The following is a 14,303-nucleotide window of genomic DNA, read 5'->3' on the forward strand; positions in this document are numbered from 1 at the left end:
GTAAAAAACAACAACTATGGCTTCTATTACCTTGGGCGGCAACCCCGCCGAAACTGTAGGATCACTTCCTGCTGTTGGATCTCAAGCTCCTGACTTTAGCTTGGTGGCCAACGATATGTCAACAAAAACACTTGCAGATTACGCAGGCAAAAACCTAATCTTGAACATCTTCCCTTCTGTAAACACAGGGGTATGCGCGGCTTCCGCAAGACGCTTTAACGAAGAGGCTTCTAAATTGGAGAATACTACCGTGCTTTGCATTTCTAAAGACCTACCTTTTGCACAGCAGCAGTTCTGTGCTGCAGAAGGCATTGAGAACGTAGAGATGCTCTCTGATTTTAAAACCGGAGCATTTGGACAAGACTACGGCGTGACTATTAAAGGCGGAGCCTTTGACGCGCTGCACTCTAGAGCAGTCGTAGTAGCGGACGCTAGCGGAAACGTTATTTACAACCAACAAGTAGCAGAGGTTGGTGAAGAGCCTGATTACGCTGCTGCGCTTGCTGCACTATAAAGCATGAAAAACACCTTTATCGGCAAACGATTAAAGGCGTTCAAATACGCTGGTCGCGGAGCCTGGATGCTGCTTAAGAACGAAGCTAGCATTCAGGTTCAGGCGGCTATTGCCGTGCTTATGATAGTGGCTGGTTTTTACTTTGACATTACCGCCACCCAATGGGCCTTGCAATTCTTTGCCATTGGTCTGGTAATGGCTGTAGAAGGAGCCAATACGGCAATAGAGGAAATTGCCAACTTTATCCACCCAGACCATCACCCTAAAATTGGTTATATCAAAGACGTAGCTGCCGGGGCGGTATTTTTTGCAGCAGTTATCGCTATAGTGATTGGTTGTATCATCTATATTCCCTACTTTGGCTAGGTACTACGAGCGTTACTCGGAACGTTAACATTTTGTACCTTTGCTTTACCCTTTATGGCCAAGAAGAAGACTACTAAACGCAGCGCGAAAAAAGCTAAACGATTCAAGATACCTAAATTGACCCTCAACAGGCAACAACAAGTTGTTTTTGGGAGCTTTTTAATGCTCTTTGGTTTGGCTCTCACTCTAGCCTTTGCATCCTTCTTTTTTAATTGGCAAGAAGACCAATCCATTTTGGGAGAATTGCGTAATCGGGAAGCGGAAGCTGGAAACCTGCTCAGCAAGTTCGGTGCAGCTCTTGGTAATTTCTTCATCTATAAAGGAGTCGGAATTGCAGCCTTTATTTTTAGCACCCTAGTCACCTTAAGCGGGGTTTACTTTTTCTTTGATTTTAAGAAGTCTGCCTTAGGCCGATTCTGGTTTTGGGGTCTTTTGGTCATGCTTTGGCTTGCTGTTTTCTTCGGATTCTTTGCAGCCCAAGGTGGTATCTTGGCAGGAACTGTCGGTTACGAACTCAACGACTTTTTACAAGACTATTTAGGCTTCACAGGAACCGCCATCCTTATGGCTTTTTTATTGATCGCTTATTTGGTATTGCGCTTACGTGTTACTCCAGACAAGGTAGCCGCCAAGCTTAAAAAGACCCAAGAAGCCATAGCTGAAGACTTTAAAACCGAAAGCACTACTGAGGAGACACTGGCCCAGTCAGACTCCGCAGTAAACACCATAGAATCAACACCTGAACCCGAACCAGAGGTAATAACGAATCAGACACAAACGCAACCCTTAGAGCTCACTCCAGAACCGGAATTGGAGAACATCCAACTCAAAACACCTAAGACAGTTACTCAAGAAGATGAGGTTACTATGGAAGTAGAAGCCGCCGCAGAAGAAGAGGAACTGCCCGCAGACCAAACTGCCAAGAAACTCGTAGAAGACTTTGGTGAGTTCGACCCTACTCTGGAGTTGGGCAACTATAAGTTTCCTCCGCTAGAGCTATTGAAAGATTATACCGGCGGCGCAGGGATCACTATCAATCAAGAGGAGCTTGAAGAGAACAAGAATCGAATTGTAGAGACCTTGCGCAACTATAAGATCGCCATAGCGCAGATCAAAGCCACAGTTGGACCTACCGTTACTTTGTATGAGATAGTCCCAGAGGCCGGGATCCGTATTTCTAAGATCAAGAACTTAGAAGACGATATTGCACTTTCACTTTCTGCCCTTGGGATCCGTATCATTGCGCCTATCCCTGGGAAAGGCACCATTGGTATTGAAGTTCCGAATAAGAATCCGCGTGTTGTATCGATGCGGTCAGTGATAGCGGCTAACAAGTTCCAACAAGCTGAAATGGCTTTACCTCTGGCTTTAGGAAAGACTATTGCCAACGAGACCTTTGTAGTGGATCTAGCCAAAATGCCGCACTTACTAATGGCAGGTGCTACAGGTCAAGGTAAGTCTGTTGGACTCAATGCGATCTTGACTTCCCTACTCTACAAAAAACATCCTGCCGAAGTAAAATTCGTGTTGGTAGATCCAAAGAAGGTAGAATTAACGCTCTTTAATAAGATAGAACGTCACTACCTTGCCAAGTTGCCCGATACGGAAGATGCCATTATTACCGATACCACAAAAGTGATCTATACGCTGAACTCCTTATGTATTGAAATGGATGCGCGTTACGACCTGCTCAAAGACGCTATGGTGCGTAACATTAAAGAATACAACACCAAATTCAAGACGCGTAAACTTAATCCCAACAATGGCCACCGATATTTGCCGTATATCATTTTAGTGGTGGATGAGTTTGCCGATCTGATCATGACCGCAGGTAAAGAAGTAGAAACTCCTATTGCACGTTTGGCCCAGTTGGCTCGTGCTATTGGGATTCACCTCATCATTGCTACACAACGCCCTTCGGTTAATGTGATCACCGGTATCATAAAAGCAAACTTCCCAGCAAGAATTGCCTTTAGAGTAACCTCTAAGATAGATTCACGTACTATTTTAGATGCAGCCGGAGCCGATCAGCTCATTGGACGCGGAGACATGCTTTATACACAGGGCAATGAAGTAATCCGTCTGCAGTGCGCCTTTGTAGATACTCCCGAGGTTGCAAAGATCACCGATTATATAGGTGGACAAAAAGCCTATCCGGATGCGCATTTGCTACCGGAATATGTAGGAGAAGAAAGTGGTACAAATCTTGATATATCTAAAGACGAACGCGATTCACTCTTTAGAGAAGCGGCTGAAGTGCTGGTAATTGCTCAGCAAGGCTCGGCTTCTTTATTGCAACGCAAACTCAAACTGGGATACAACCGGGCAGGCCGGATCATAGACCAGTTGGAGGCAGCGGGAATCGTTGGCCCATTTGAAGGTAGTAAGGCCAGACAGGTCTTAGTGCCCACCATTGAGGCCCTAAATCAACTTTTGGATAACGAAGAATAAAAAGTAGCAAAAATTTAAAACCATGAAATCGATAATTCTAGGGTGTTTATTAGTTATTAGCGGCGGATTTGCCCAAGCACAGGACGCCAAAGCCCTATTGGACGAAGTATCTGCCAAGGTGCGGTCTTATGACAATATCGTCATCGACTTTAAATACAGCCTTAACAACGAAAAACAAAAGGTGAAACAAGACACCCGAGGTAATGTTACCTTGCAGGGCGACAAATACCACTTGAACATGTTAGGAACAACGCGTATTAGCGATGGCAAGTACATTTACTCTATAGTTCCGGAAGATGAAGAAGTGACCATTTCCACTATTGGAAGCGATGAGAAAACGGGGATCACTCCAAGCGAGATGCTTACTTTTTACGAAGAGGGCTATACCTATAAAATGGACATCGTTCAAAACGTAAAAGGTCGTAAGATCCAGTATGTAAAGCTGATGCCTATAGACAGCAATGCGGAGATCAAAAATATCTTATTGGGTATAGACAGCATGACCAAGCACATCTACAAGCTTATCCAGACCGATGCCAACGGGACGGAATTTACCATTACTGTTAATTCTTTTAAAACCAACGAGCCCATTTCGAAAACCTTGTTTAGTTTTGATGAGCCCAAATACGAAGCAGACGGCTACTACATCAACAGACTGAACTAGAGGCATTTGAAAATACTCGATCGTTACATATTGGTCACCTATATACGCACTTTTATAAGTGTGTTCCTGATCCTTATGTTCATTTTTATACTGCAGACGATCTGGTTGTATATTTCTGAGCTCGCCGGAAAAGGTTTGGACATGATGGTGGTCTTGAAGTTCTTAATGTACTTCTCGCCAAAACTGATTCCGCTAGTATTGCCCTTGACGATATTAGTTTCTAGCCTGATGGTATTCGGGAACTTTGCGGAAAAGTACGAGTTTGCCGCCATGAAGTCTACCGGGATCTCCCTGCAAAGGGCCATGCGTAGCCTTACCTTCTTTATTATACTAATTAGTTTTACTGCTTTTTGGTTTGCCAATAGTGTTATTCCCTGGGCAGAATATAAATCACTCAACCTAAGGCGCAACATCGCTCAGAAAAAACCGGCTATGGTCATTGCCGAAGGACAATTCAGTCCTATTGGTGAGGAACTGAACATTAAGGTGGAGAAAAAAACGGGCGATAGAGACCAGTTCTTGGAAGAGGTCATCATTCACAAAAAGAAACCCAAAATAGCTGGTAACTATACGGTTATGGTGGCAGAACGTGGGGAACTCATCGGCTCCGAAGATTCCAACGTGCTCTCCTTAAAGCTAGACAACGTCTATTACTACGACGAGGTGCAACCTCGAGATGTCCAAAAGAAGAAAAAGAAGCCTTTTGTTAAGAGTTATTTGGATGTCTATACCATAAATATAGATCTGAGTGAGATCAACAATATTGACCTAGAGGCTGAGGGCGAACTGAGCAATCACGGAATGTATCCTATTTCGGAATTGATACCTGCCATAGACACCCTTTCTGATAATTTCTCTACGGATATAAAGACCTTTGCCAACACTATGTACTTGCGCAGTGGTGTGCCGAGTATTGGCGAGAATTATGCCCCTAAAGAACCAAAGGATACTGTTTATAATCCGCTAGATGCCTTTCAGCCAGTAGATCAGAAAAAGATCATTCAAATTGCTCAGAGCAGTGTTAGCGGGACGCTACAGACCTTAGAGGCCAAAAAGGACGAGTTCTTCTTAAAACGCAAGAACATCATCAAACACGAAATAGCCTTACACGAAAAATACGTCTTTGCCATTGCCTGTGTGATCTTATTCTTTATTGGAGCGCCCTTGGGAGCTATTATTAGAAAAGGAGGTTTTGGACTGCCCATGGTTATTGCCATCTTACTGTTTCTGACCTATCACTTTATCGGGATTTTTGCCAAGAACAGTGCAGAAGACGGCTCGTTAAATGCGGTTATGGCAACCTGGCTATCTAGCCTTATCTTACTCCCCTTGGGAATCTGGATCACCTACCGCGCTACAACAGACCAGAATGTCTTTGACTTTGACAGTTTCTTTGGCCGCTTTAGACGTAAACCGAAATTGGCTCCCGCAATCAATCAAGTAGCATTGAGTCAGCAACAAAAAGATGAATTGGCCGCCTTAGACAACGACGGTTTAATACGTGTTGTGAAATACCACCGCAAATTCGGCTATAGCAGTACGTATCGCAATCAGGCCCTACTCTATCTGGAACAAAGGGGTATCTCAGAATTAGAACTGCGGATGCAAGGCAATTTTGAAGACCACATTTACAACGAAGCCATGTTGGCATATGGGGAACATAAGAAATATGCCAACCAAACAGTCTATCTGTATGTTGCGAATTTAGTATTGGCCGTTGGGGTTTTAATTACTTCAATTTATAGCCCTAAAGTGGCTCCATTTATACTTGATGCGCTACCGATAGTTTTCTATATCATCTTAGGGTTAGTGTATATCCGTCTCATTCAAACAATGATTTGGCATACCAAGATTTATAAGGCAATGAAGAAGAAAACTCCTTTAGAAATATATTTGGCGTATTTAGGATTAGGCATACCCTTTTACTACTTTTTCAAGCGCACTTACAACAAACGCATAGAAGCAGACATAAAACAATTGTAAAGGCCTTATCTTTGCAGAAATTTTCGAATCATGGAGACGGCTCAAAAGCAGATCACTTTAAACACCATAGAAGAAGCCATTGCAGACATACGTGCCGGCAAGGTGGTTATAGTGGTCGACGATGAGAACAGAGAGAATGAAGGGGATTTTATCGCTGCCGCCGAGGCCGTAACCCCAGAAATGATCAACTTTATGGCTACTCACGGACGCGGTCTAATCTGTGCACCACTTACCGAGGAGCGCTGCCAAGAGTTAGAACTCAACATGATGGTAGAAAACAATACGGTTTTACACCATACCCAATTTACCGTTTCTGTAGATCTTATTGGTCACGGTTGTACCACCGGAATCTCGGTTCATGACCGCGCCAAGACCATAAAAGCCTTAGTAGATAAAGACACCAAACCACAAGACTTGGGGCGTCCGGGGCACATATTCCCTTTACGAGCCAAAGAAGGTGGGGTACTTAGACGTACCGGACATACCGAAGCGGCTATAGATCTGGCCCGACTGGCCGGCATGGAGCCAGTAGGTATCTTGGTAGAGATCCTGAACGAAGACGGAACCATGGCCCGTTTACCGCAATTGGTAGAAGTGGCCAAGAAATTCGATCTGAAGTTGATCTCTATAGAAGATCTGGTGGCCTATCGCATGCAGCACGATTCTTTGATCGAAAAGATGAAAGATTTTCAGATAGCGACCAACTTTGGTAGCTACCGTTTACGTGCCTACAAGCAAACCACCAATGACCAAGTTCATTTGGCCCTTACGAAAGGTGATTGGTCTTCTAACGAGCCTGTGGCTGTAAGGATCAACTCAACCTTAGTTAATAATGACATCTTAGGAACCCTTACCAACAATGCCGACAAAAAACTGGACGATATGTTCAAGGCTGTCGAGAAAGAAGGAAAAGGTGCCGTGGTGTTTATCAATCAGCAGTCGCAATCGCTTAATCTATTGAAGCGTTTAAGCGAGCTCAAGACACAGCAGTCCGGAAACGAAGTGGTGAAAGCTCCTCGCATTGCTATGGATAACAAGGATTTTGGTATTGGCGCTCAAATTCTGCACGATTTAGGCATCGCCAAGATACGCCTGATCTCTAACAATCCACAAACCAAGCGTGTTGGGATGATCGGTTACGGTTTGGAGATCACTGATTATATCAATTACTAAAGCTTAGATAGCACCTCTCGCATAGTAGCTGCGCGTTTGCGAACCTCTGCTTCTGTCCACGATAGTTTCACAAGACAAGAGAGGTTTCTACCCATCCAATGATCGCTTTTAGAGAAATCGCGATCGTCAAGGGATAACAATTGCTTTTTTATGGCTTCTGATAGTGGCCCGGCTCCTGTGGCGTTCTTTAAGTGCGCCCAGCCGCGGATATAATGCCAATTGTTGTTATACCAGTAAAAACAGCCGTCTATACCAGCCTCGGCAAGTGCTTTATGTGCTTTCACGGCCTGTGCTTCGGATTCCATAAAGAAATTGATAAAGGAATGGTTCCCTTCTGCCCCTTCTGGAATGCGTCTTGGTGTTACATTTGGTAGGTCTGCTAAAGCTTCTGCTAAAATGCTGAAATTCTTTTTTTGTATTTTCAGGATCTCATCGAACTGACTAAGTTGCCCCAACCCTACTGCTGCTTGCAATTCACTGATGCGGTAATTATAGCCCAAAAAGGGATGCCCTTCTGCTCCTCTATCGTTGCCAATATGATCGTGGCCGTGGTCTTGGTAATGATCGGCGCGTTTGGCATAATCGGCATTGTTGGTGATGACTCCCCCGCCCTCTCCGCAAGTAATGGTCTTTACAAAGTCGAAAGAAAAACATCCTAGATCGCCATAGGCCCCTAAGGCGGTGCCTTGATATGTTCCTCCTATGGCCTGACAAGCATCTTCTAAAAGCAAGAGGCCGTGTTTATCACAAATGGCCTTTAAAGGCTTTAGATCTGCCATGGCACCGCACATATGCACAGGCATGACACATTTGGTTTTAGGCGTTATGGCCGCTTCTACAGCAGTTGGATCTAAACAAAGGGTGTCATCTATGTCCACAAGAACCGGAACTGCACCTATCGCTATGATAGATTCAAAGCTGGCTACGAAAGTAAAGGTAGGCATGATAACCTCGTCTCCTGCCCCGATTCCAGCAGAAGCCAAAGCCACAGTAAGTGCTGCAGTTCCACTGCTTACCAACTGGCAATGTTCTACGCCCATGCGCTCGGCAAAGGCCGATTCAAACTCTTTGGCTTTCCAAATTCCGTCGCGCAGGCCATCAAAGCCATAACGCATTAAAATTCCTGTATTGAGTACGTCTTGTACGTGCTGGCGTTCTGCAGCACCGAAAAGTTCAAATCCGGGCATGAGCTCTTTGTTTTGAACAAATATAGCATTTGCAGCTCGCCCTTAAAACGGCAAAGAGAGAAAGTTATTCAACCCTAAGGACCACTTGGTCTGTGCCTCGACGAACTTTCTTGAGTTCGGCCATAAAATCATCTTCGGCACGATAACCCACTGGCAAGACCAAAACCGAGGTCAGTCCCTTAGCCTCAAGGCCTAGAACCTTATCGTATGCCGCTGGATCAAAGCCTTCCATAGGGCAGGAATCTATCTGTTCCAAAGCGCAAACTGTAAGTAGATTCCCCAAAGCGATGTAGGCCTGTTTGTCCATCCACGTAGCTAGTTCTATCTCCGATTTGTCGGCAAAGGATTCTAAAATATACTGTTCAAAGGGGGCCAAGATCTCACGAGGTGTACTGCGGATTTCCTCCACCCGCTTAAAATGCGCTTTTATAAAGTCGGAATCAAGAACGGTTTCTCTACAGATCACCAGTACGTGCGAAGCATCGCTGACCTGCTGTTGATTCCAGCTATGAGCTACGAGTTCTTTTTTTATGGCCTGATTGGAGATCACTACCATTTTTAGCGCTTGTAAACCATAAGAGGTTGCGGTAAGATTAAAAGCATCGCCCAAAGTCTCGAGCTGGACTTGACTCAGTTTTTTGTTCGGGTCGAACTTCTTAGTGGCATATCGCCAATTGAGTTTTTCTACTACTGCTGATTCCATAATGCAAAGATAAGGTCTAAAGAAGTTCCCTTTAGCAGGCTGTCTATAAGATTCTCAAATGGTAAAAAAAGTAATACTGATAGCACTAGGAAGTGAAGAACCAAAGCTTAATAGCCATAGCAATTACCATGACCACCAAAAAGATCTTGACCAATTTATCGCCTTTGTCTACGGCCCAACGGCTGGCCAACCAAGCTCCACTAGCACTTCCTATTGACATTACTAGTCCGTAACTCCATTTGATATCGCCGGCCAAAGCAAAGGTCAATAAGGCGCCGATATTGAAAATAAAGACCACAATGACCTTTACCGCATTGGATTTGACCAGACTCAAACGGTTTACCATGGCGAGTACCAAAAGAATCAAAAAGCCGGTTCCAGCCTGAATGAATCCGCCGTAAATACCAATAAAGAAGAATAAGAGCATGCTTACCCACAAGTGTTTCCCACTAAGGCGTTCGGCCAGCTCCTTTATTCCGCGTTTGCGCTGGGTGACCAAATAGACCACCACTGCGATCATAACAAAGGCCAGGATTTTGTTGAACAGCGATTCAGGTAGATCGATGGCGATTCGAGCCCCTAAAACCGCACCTACCACCGCCGGGATAGCCAAATAAATGCTGAAAGGAAAGGTGTTCACTCCTTTAGATAAAAACCCTGCCGAGCTCGACATAGTTTGCAAAAGGATATTGATCCTATTGGTTCCGTTGGCCACCGCAGCAGGTAAGCCCATAAAGATCAGCACCGGCAAAGTGAGCAGTGAGCCTCCGCCGGCAAAGGTATTGACCACGCCAGCAATAAAACCTGCTCCTACGAGTAACAAGAGATTCCAATCGAATTCCATGAAAGCAAAAATACAGTTTTCAAAATGATGCCTTCGCCTTTGAACTTTAAGGATTTAAGGATTTTTAACATCTATCACATTAAAATGATTTATGATTCTTATAAAAACGCATTATATTTACATCAATGAGGAAGTCACTGGTCTTATTTATTATTTCTGGAGTATTGAGTTTGTCAATACTGGCGCCTTCTGTCTGTACCTTATTGGAGATCAGCGTAGAGACCTCTTTGGTCAAAGAAAGCGATGACGAATCTAAAAAGGAAAAGACCGAAAAGGAATCCGAAGAAAAACAATGGGACACACCTCGTCTTAGCAACACTTTGCTGGCCTTTGCCGAGCGGAGCCAACACAATTTCGTTACACGTTTTACTGGGTATGCACTCCCTCCATCAGAAGTTGGTTGTCCGCCTCCGGAACAAATGACCCGTATCTAGGTCAAATTTCATCTTATTTCTAATGCCTTTGCAAGGCTCAAAAGTGCATCTTATGTTTAAAAATATTAAAAACGACTTGCCTGCAAGTATCGTCGTATTCTTTGTAGCGCTTCCACTCTGTTTGGGAATCGCGCTTGCTAGTGGAGCTCCCCTGTTCTCTGGTCTTATCGCAGGTATTGTAGGGGGTATTATTGTCGGATCTTTAAGTGGTTCGAGTATTGGAGTTTCTGGTCCTGCTGCGGGCTTAGCTGCTATTGTTTCTGCAGCAATTATTTCTTTAGAGGGCTTCGAGACCTTTCTTTTGGCGGTAGTTTTGGCCGGTATAATTCAAATTGGCTTTGGACTGTTGCGTTTCGGAATCATCGCCTATTATTTCCCGTCCTCGGTGATTAAAGGAATGCTTACAGGTATTGGTATCATAATTATCCTAAAAGAGATCCCGCACTTCTTTGGATATGACAAGGACGCTATAGGCGACTTTGCTTACAACCAAATGGACGGACAAACCACCTTTTCAGAATTAGGCAATATGATGGACTATATCAGTCCTGGTGCCACCTTGATCGCTTTGATCTCTCTGGCTATTTTGATCTTGTGGGACAGAGTCTTAACAAAGAAAGCGAGTATCTTTAAATTGATTCAAGGACCTTTAGTAGCCGTAGTATTAGGTATAGTATTCTTTTCTTTCACTACAGGCACAGGCATGGAGATAAGCAAAGAACATTTGGTGCAAATTCCTGTACCAGAAGATTTCTCCTCTTTCTTAGGTCAGTTTACCTTTCCGAATTGGAGCGCCATTACCACCTCAGGGATTTGGGTAACCGCTTTTACAATTGCTTTGGTAGCATCTTTAGAGACGCTACTTTGTGTGGAGGCGACCGACAAGCTCGACCCTGAAAAACGCGTTACTCCTACCAATAGAGAACTACTGGCTCAAGGAGCCGGAAACATGGTCTCTGGACTTATTGGAGGACTTCCGATAACTCAGGTAATTGTAAGAAGTTCTACCAATATCCAATCTGGAGGAAAATCTAAGCTATCTGCTATTATTCACGGATTCTTCCTGATTCTGGCTGTGATCGCTATTCCAACCTTGATGAACAAGATCCCACTGTCTGTTCTGGCAGCTGTACTTTTGGTAGTAGGTTATAAACTGGCTAATCCCAAACTGTTCCTTAAAATGTATCGCATGGGCTGGAAGCAGTTTATTCCTTTCATAGTTACCGTTGTTGGAATTGTGCGATTAGACTTGCTTAAAGGAATTGGACTTGGTTTAGCAGTAGGTATCATTATCATTTTATACAAGAGCTACCAAAACTCACACTTCTTGCATATTGAAGACAAGAGTAACGGCAAGCAGAAGATTAAAATGACCTTGGCAGAAGAGGTGACCTTCTTTAACAAAGGAGCAATCTTAAAAGAGCTGGATGCTTTAGAAGAAAACTCTTATTTGGAATTGGACGTGCGCAATACGCGTTATCTGGACAATGACATCATAGAGATTCTGGAGGACTTCCAAGAAAAGGCCAAGAATAGGAACATTACCATTAACTTGATCTCTACTCGGGGAACCGTAGAAAATCCAGACAGTTATATCGAATTTTTCAAATTAAAACCAACTTCATAAGTAATGAAAGCACATACTAAAGAAACACAGGCGGCAATGACCTCCGCCACTGCCCTTCAGGCACTGATAGATGGAAACAAGCGCTTTATGGCTGGCCAGCAGGTAAATCGCGATCTGAACCAACAGATCGCAGATACTGCTAACGGGCAATATCCTTTCGCAACTGTTTTGCATTGTATAGACTCTAGAGTATCTGCCGAATTACTTTTTGATCAAGGTATAGGCGATATCTTTAGCATTCGCATAGCAGGAAACTTTGTCAACGATGATATTTTAGGTTCCATGGAATTTGCCTGTAAACTGGCAGGAACTAAACTGATCGTTGTTTTGGGACACACCGCTTGTGGTGCAGTCAAGGGAGCTTGTGATCACGCACGCTTAGGCAATCTAACTACGCTGATCAACAAACTAGAGCCTGCTGTTGAAGCGGTAAGCGAGCCGACAGAACCAGAGGAGCGCACCTCTAAGAACATTGACTTTGTCAACGCCGTAGCTAAAAAGAACGTCCAAATGACCATGCAAAACATCAGAAACCGTTCTGGCGTTTTGAAAGAAATGGAAGATGACGGCAGTATCGCCATTGTTGGAGGTATGTACGACATTGCAGACGGAAGTGTAACCTTCTACTAGAAGTTGATAATAAATAAGAAACCCGGCCAAGTGCCGGGTTTTTTTATGCTGTTTGTAATTGACGTTCTGTCAATATCCGCTCTAGGGTTCTGGTATGACGAACAAGGTCGGGAACTCCATCGAGTCTGCATAGTTCACTAATTGCAGCCAAAAGCCCATTGTAAATAACCTGCGTATCCTGCGGATCCTCAGGTCGCACGCTTTTGTGGTCCAGCGGGAGTTGGTATCCGCAGCCACTTAAAAAAGCCGCTTCAATGCGCAACAGTTCACTGGGTAAATATCCTGCATAACGCCGGCCAAGACCTTCGTGAACCTTCCCAACATAATTGAGACTATCACTGCCGTGAAAATCGCTAAAATGCTTCCAGGCGCTCCAGCCTCCGGTTAGTGTTCCAACGGCGCAACGGCAAGCATCCTCTGGGTGCAAGCTGCCGTTATAGAAACCTTGGTAAAGGGTATTAAGGGCTTTGTCTAATCTGCTGCTCATAGCTTTGACTTTCTAGTAAAGTTAAAGCGCAAGCGGCAAAAAAACAATGTCTTGTGACAGTTTAACTGTAAGGAGAAGCTTTAGGAGCAGACTATCAAAGAAACTTTTATGTATAAATTAATGATCGCCGCTTTCTTTTTAATGCTGAGTCCTATGAGCCAGGCACAAGAGGTCAATTCCAAAAGAGGAGTAGCCGTTAAAGGCTATGATGTGGTGGCCTATTTTGATGGGCAGGCGCAAAAAGGTGATAAAGCCCATGAGTTTTCCTACGAGGGAGTTAATTACCGCTTTGCCTCCGCAGCAAACGCAAAAAGATTCAAGGCTAATCCAAAAGCCTATTTACCCCAATACGGAGGATACTGCGCCTATGCCATAGCACTAAATGGAAAAAAGGTAGACATCGATCCGGAGACCTTTGAGATAAGAGATGAAAAGTTATACCTCTTCTACAACGCTTGGGGAAACAATACACTAAAAAAGTGGCAGGAGGATCCCGAAAGCTTAAAAGCTCGAGCAGATCAAAATTGGAAAATATAGTGCCAATACCTTTGTTTTAAAACTCCTGGTCTATAAAGTAGAATTTCTTCTTATGGTTCTGGATTTCGATTCTCTGAACGGAATCGTATGGGATAGTAACATCGTTGCGTTCGGGATTAAGGAAACTCCGGATTCCCGTTAGGGTATCGTTCTTAAGCTCCATAGTGTCGAAGTAGAAAACGGTCTTACGGCCGCTGTTCTCAAATATGCGCGCTTCTATAGTAGGATTGTTCTGCAAGAATTTAGACTTGCCGTTCTTGTCTTTGACAAAGATGTACTCCATATCGTAAGCATAAAAATACACAGGGCCTAAATACAGGCTATCTGTGGAATCCAGCTGGGTAAAGACCGGATACTCCAGCATTTGGATCTTAAAACTCTCTGGGCTTACAGTGTACACTTGGCAACTGCTTAAACCCACAATAACAGCAGTTAATAGTAGGCTTTTAATGGCTAGTTTTTGCCGCATAGGATTTCTCTTTCTCACTTTTTAGGACACAAAAGATATGCCAACCTTAAAATACGAATAAAATCCCAAATTATATTGAAGCGAATACAGATCAATCAAAGCTAATGCGGTCGCGAATACCACCTTCTTTGCGGTGAATAATCACGTCAGCTTTCTTTTTACGCGCTATAGATTTAGCCCGATTGATAGCCGTACTCTGCTTGCGGTGTTTTGAAGTGATGCACTTGTTTCCTT

At 44.0% G+C, this 14,303-nt stretch carries 15 protein-coding genes and 1 pseudogene; 10 read left to right on the forward strand and 6 right to left on the reverse strand.

All coding sequences use genetic code 11. The features are described from left to right. The first annotated feature begins 16 nt into the window (after positions 1-16). The 6 genes from tpx to ribB are packed head-to-tail and all read left to right on the forward strand — an operon-like array spanning position 17 to position 7,151. Positions 17-514, forward strand: coding sequence for a thiol peroxidase (gene tpx, locus AC0J2F_RS01990; protein ID WP_374960234.1), 498 nt, complete (start codon positions 17-19; stop codon positions 512-514). Positions 515-517: 3 nt separating this feature from the next. Next, positions 518-880: a diacylglycerol kinase gene (locus AC0J2F_RS01995; RefSeq protein WP_473008420.1), complete on the forward strand. Its 363-nt coding sequence runs from the start codon at positions 518-520 to the stop codon at positions 878-880. 54 nt (positions 881-934) lie between these two features. Further along, a complete protein-coding gene (locus tag AC0J2F_RS02000) occupies positions 935-3,331 on the forward strand; it encodes an FtsK/SpoIIIE family DNA translocase (protein ID WP_473008421.1) in 2,397 nt (798 codons plus the stop codon). A gap of 22 nt (positions 3,332-3,353) precedes the next feature. Then, entirely contained in the window at positions 3,354-3,995 is a 642-nt protein-coding gene (gene lolA1 / locus AC0J2F_RS02005; RefSeq protein WP_374960145.1) for an outer membrane lipoprotein periplasmic chaperone LolA1, read from the forward strand. Between the two features lie 6 nt (positions 3,996-4,001). After that, positions 4,002-5,978, forward strand: coding sequence for an LptF/LptG family permease (locus AC0J2F_RS02010; RefSeq protein ID WP_473008423.1), 1,977 nt, complete (start codon positions 4,002-4,004; stop codon positions 5,976-5,978). A gap of 30 nt (positions 5,979-6,008) precedes the next feature. Next, positions 6,009-7,151, forward strand: a complete 1,143-nt coding sequence (gene ribB / locus AC0J2F_RS02015) for a 3,4-dihydroxy-2-butanone-4-phosphate synthase (RefSeq protein ID WP_473008425.1) — start codon at positions 6,009-6,011, stop codon at positions 7,149-7,151. On the opposite strand, the gene AC0J2F_RS02020 is transcribed toward ribB, so the two are convergent. The 3 genes from AC0J2F_RS02020 to AC0J2F_RS02030 form a co-directional block, all read right to left on the reverse strand. After that, positions 7,148-8,338, reverse strand: coding sequence for a DegT/DnrJ/EryC1/StrS family aminotransferase (locus AC0J2F_RS02020; RefSeq protein ID WP_374960147.1), 1,191 nt, complete (start codon positions 8,336-8,338; stop codon positions 7,148-7,150). The genes ribB and AC0J2F_RS02020 overlap by 4 nt on opposite strands. A 64-nt stretch (positions 8,339-8,402) precedes the next feature. After that, positions 8,403-9,041: an NAD(P)H-dependent oxidoreductase gene (locus AC0J2F_RS02025; protein WP_473008426.1), complete on the reverse strand. Its 639-nt coding sequence runs from the start codon at positions 9,039-9,041 to the stop codon at positions 8,403-8,405. An 85-nt stretch (positions 9,042-9,126) separates the two neighbouring features. Further along, positions 9,127-9,885, reverse strand: coding sequence for a sulfite exporter TauE/SafE family protein (locus AC0J2F_RS02030; RefSeq protein WP_374958759.1), 759 nt, complete (start codon positions 9,883-9,885; stop codon positions 9,127-9,129). A gap of 125 nt (positions 9,886-10,010) precedes the next feature. On the opposite strand from AC0J2F_RS02030, the gene AC0J2F_RS02035 reads away from it, so the two are divergent. From AC0J2F_RS02035 to AC0J2F_RS02045, 3 genes are read left to right on the forward strand one after another with little or no spacing between them, the layout of a single operon-like run. Beyond that, a complete protein-coding gene (locus AC0J2F_RS02035) occupies positions 10,011-10,319 on the forward strand; it encodes a hypothetical protein (RefSeq protein ID WP_473008428.1) in 309 nt (102 codons plus the stop codon). A gap of 52 nt (positions 10,320-10,371) precedes the next feature. Then, positions 10,372-11,946 carry a SulP family inorganic anion transporter gene (locus AC0J2F_RS02040; RefSeq protein ID WP_473008430.1) on the forward strand — a complete coding sequence of 525 codons (1,575 nt, stop codon included), beginning with the start codon at positions 10,372-10,374 and terminating at the stop codon, positions 11,944-11,946. Between the two features lie 3 nt (positions 11,947-11,949). Next, positions 11,950-12,576, forward strand: coding sequence for a carbonic anhydrase family protein (locus AC0J2F_RS02045; RefSeq protein ID WP_473008431.1), 627 nt, complete (start codon positions 11,950-11,952; stop codon positions 12,574-12,576). Between the two features lie 43 nt (positions 12,577-12,619). Here the strand turns inward: AC0J2F_RS02045 and AC0J2F_RS02050 are convergent, their stop codons facing one another. Then, the gene (locus AC0J2F_RS02050) at positions 12,620-13,063 is read right to left on the reverse strand and encodes a Na(+)-translocating NADH-quinone reductase subunit F (RefSeq protein ID WP_473008432.1); all 444 of its coding nucleotides are present in this window, start codon (positions 13,061-13,063) and stop codon (positions 12,620-12,622) included. A gap of 108 nt (positions 13,064-13,171) precedes the next feature. Here AC0J2F_RS02050 and AC0J2F_RS02055 point away from each other — a divergent pair, with 108 nt between their 5' ends. Further along, positions 13,172-13,600 (forward strand): YHS domain-containing (seleno)protein, encoded by a 429-nt coding sequence (locus AC0J2F_RS02055; RefSeq protein WP_374958791.1) that lies wholly within the window; start codon positions 13,172-13,174, stop codon positions 13,598-13,600. 16 nt (positions 13,601-13,616) lie between these two features. Here the strand turns inward: AC0J2F_RS02055 and AC0J2F_RS02060 are convergent, their stop codons facing one another. Both AC0J2F_RS02060 and AC0J2F_RS02065 read right to left on the reverse strand, forming a co-directional pair. Then, a complete protein-coding gene (locus AC0J2F_RS02060; protein ID WP_374958790.1) occupies positions 13,617-14,069 on the reverse strand; it encodes a hypothetical protein in 453 nt (150 codons plus the stop codon). A gap of 91 nt (positions 14,070-14,160) precedes the next feature. Next, positions 14,161-14,292 (reverse strand): annotated as a pseudogene (locus tag AC0J2F_RS02065) (DUF2188 domain-containing protein); the annotation flags it as partial. Positions 14,293-14,303: the final 11 nt, after the last annotated feature.

This window comes from Gilvibacter sp. CC01, assembly GCF_055755295.1.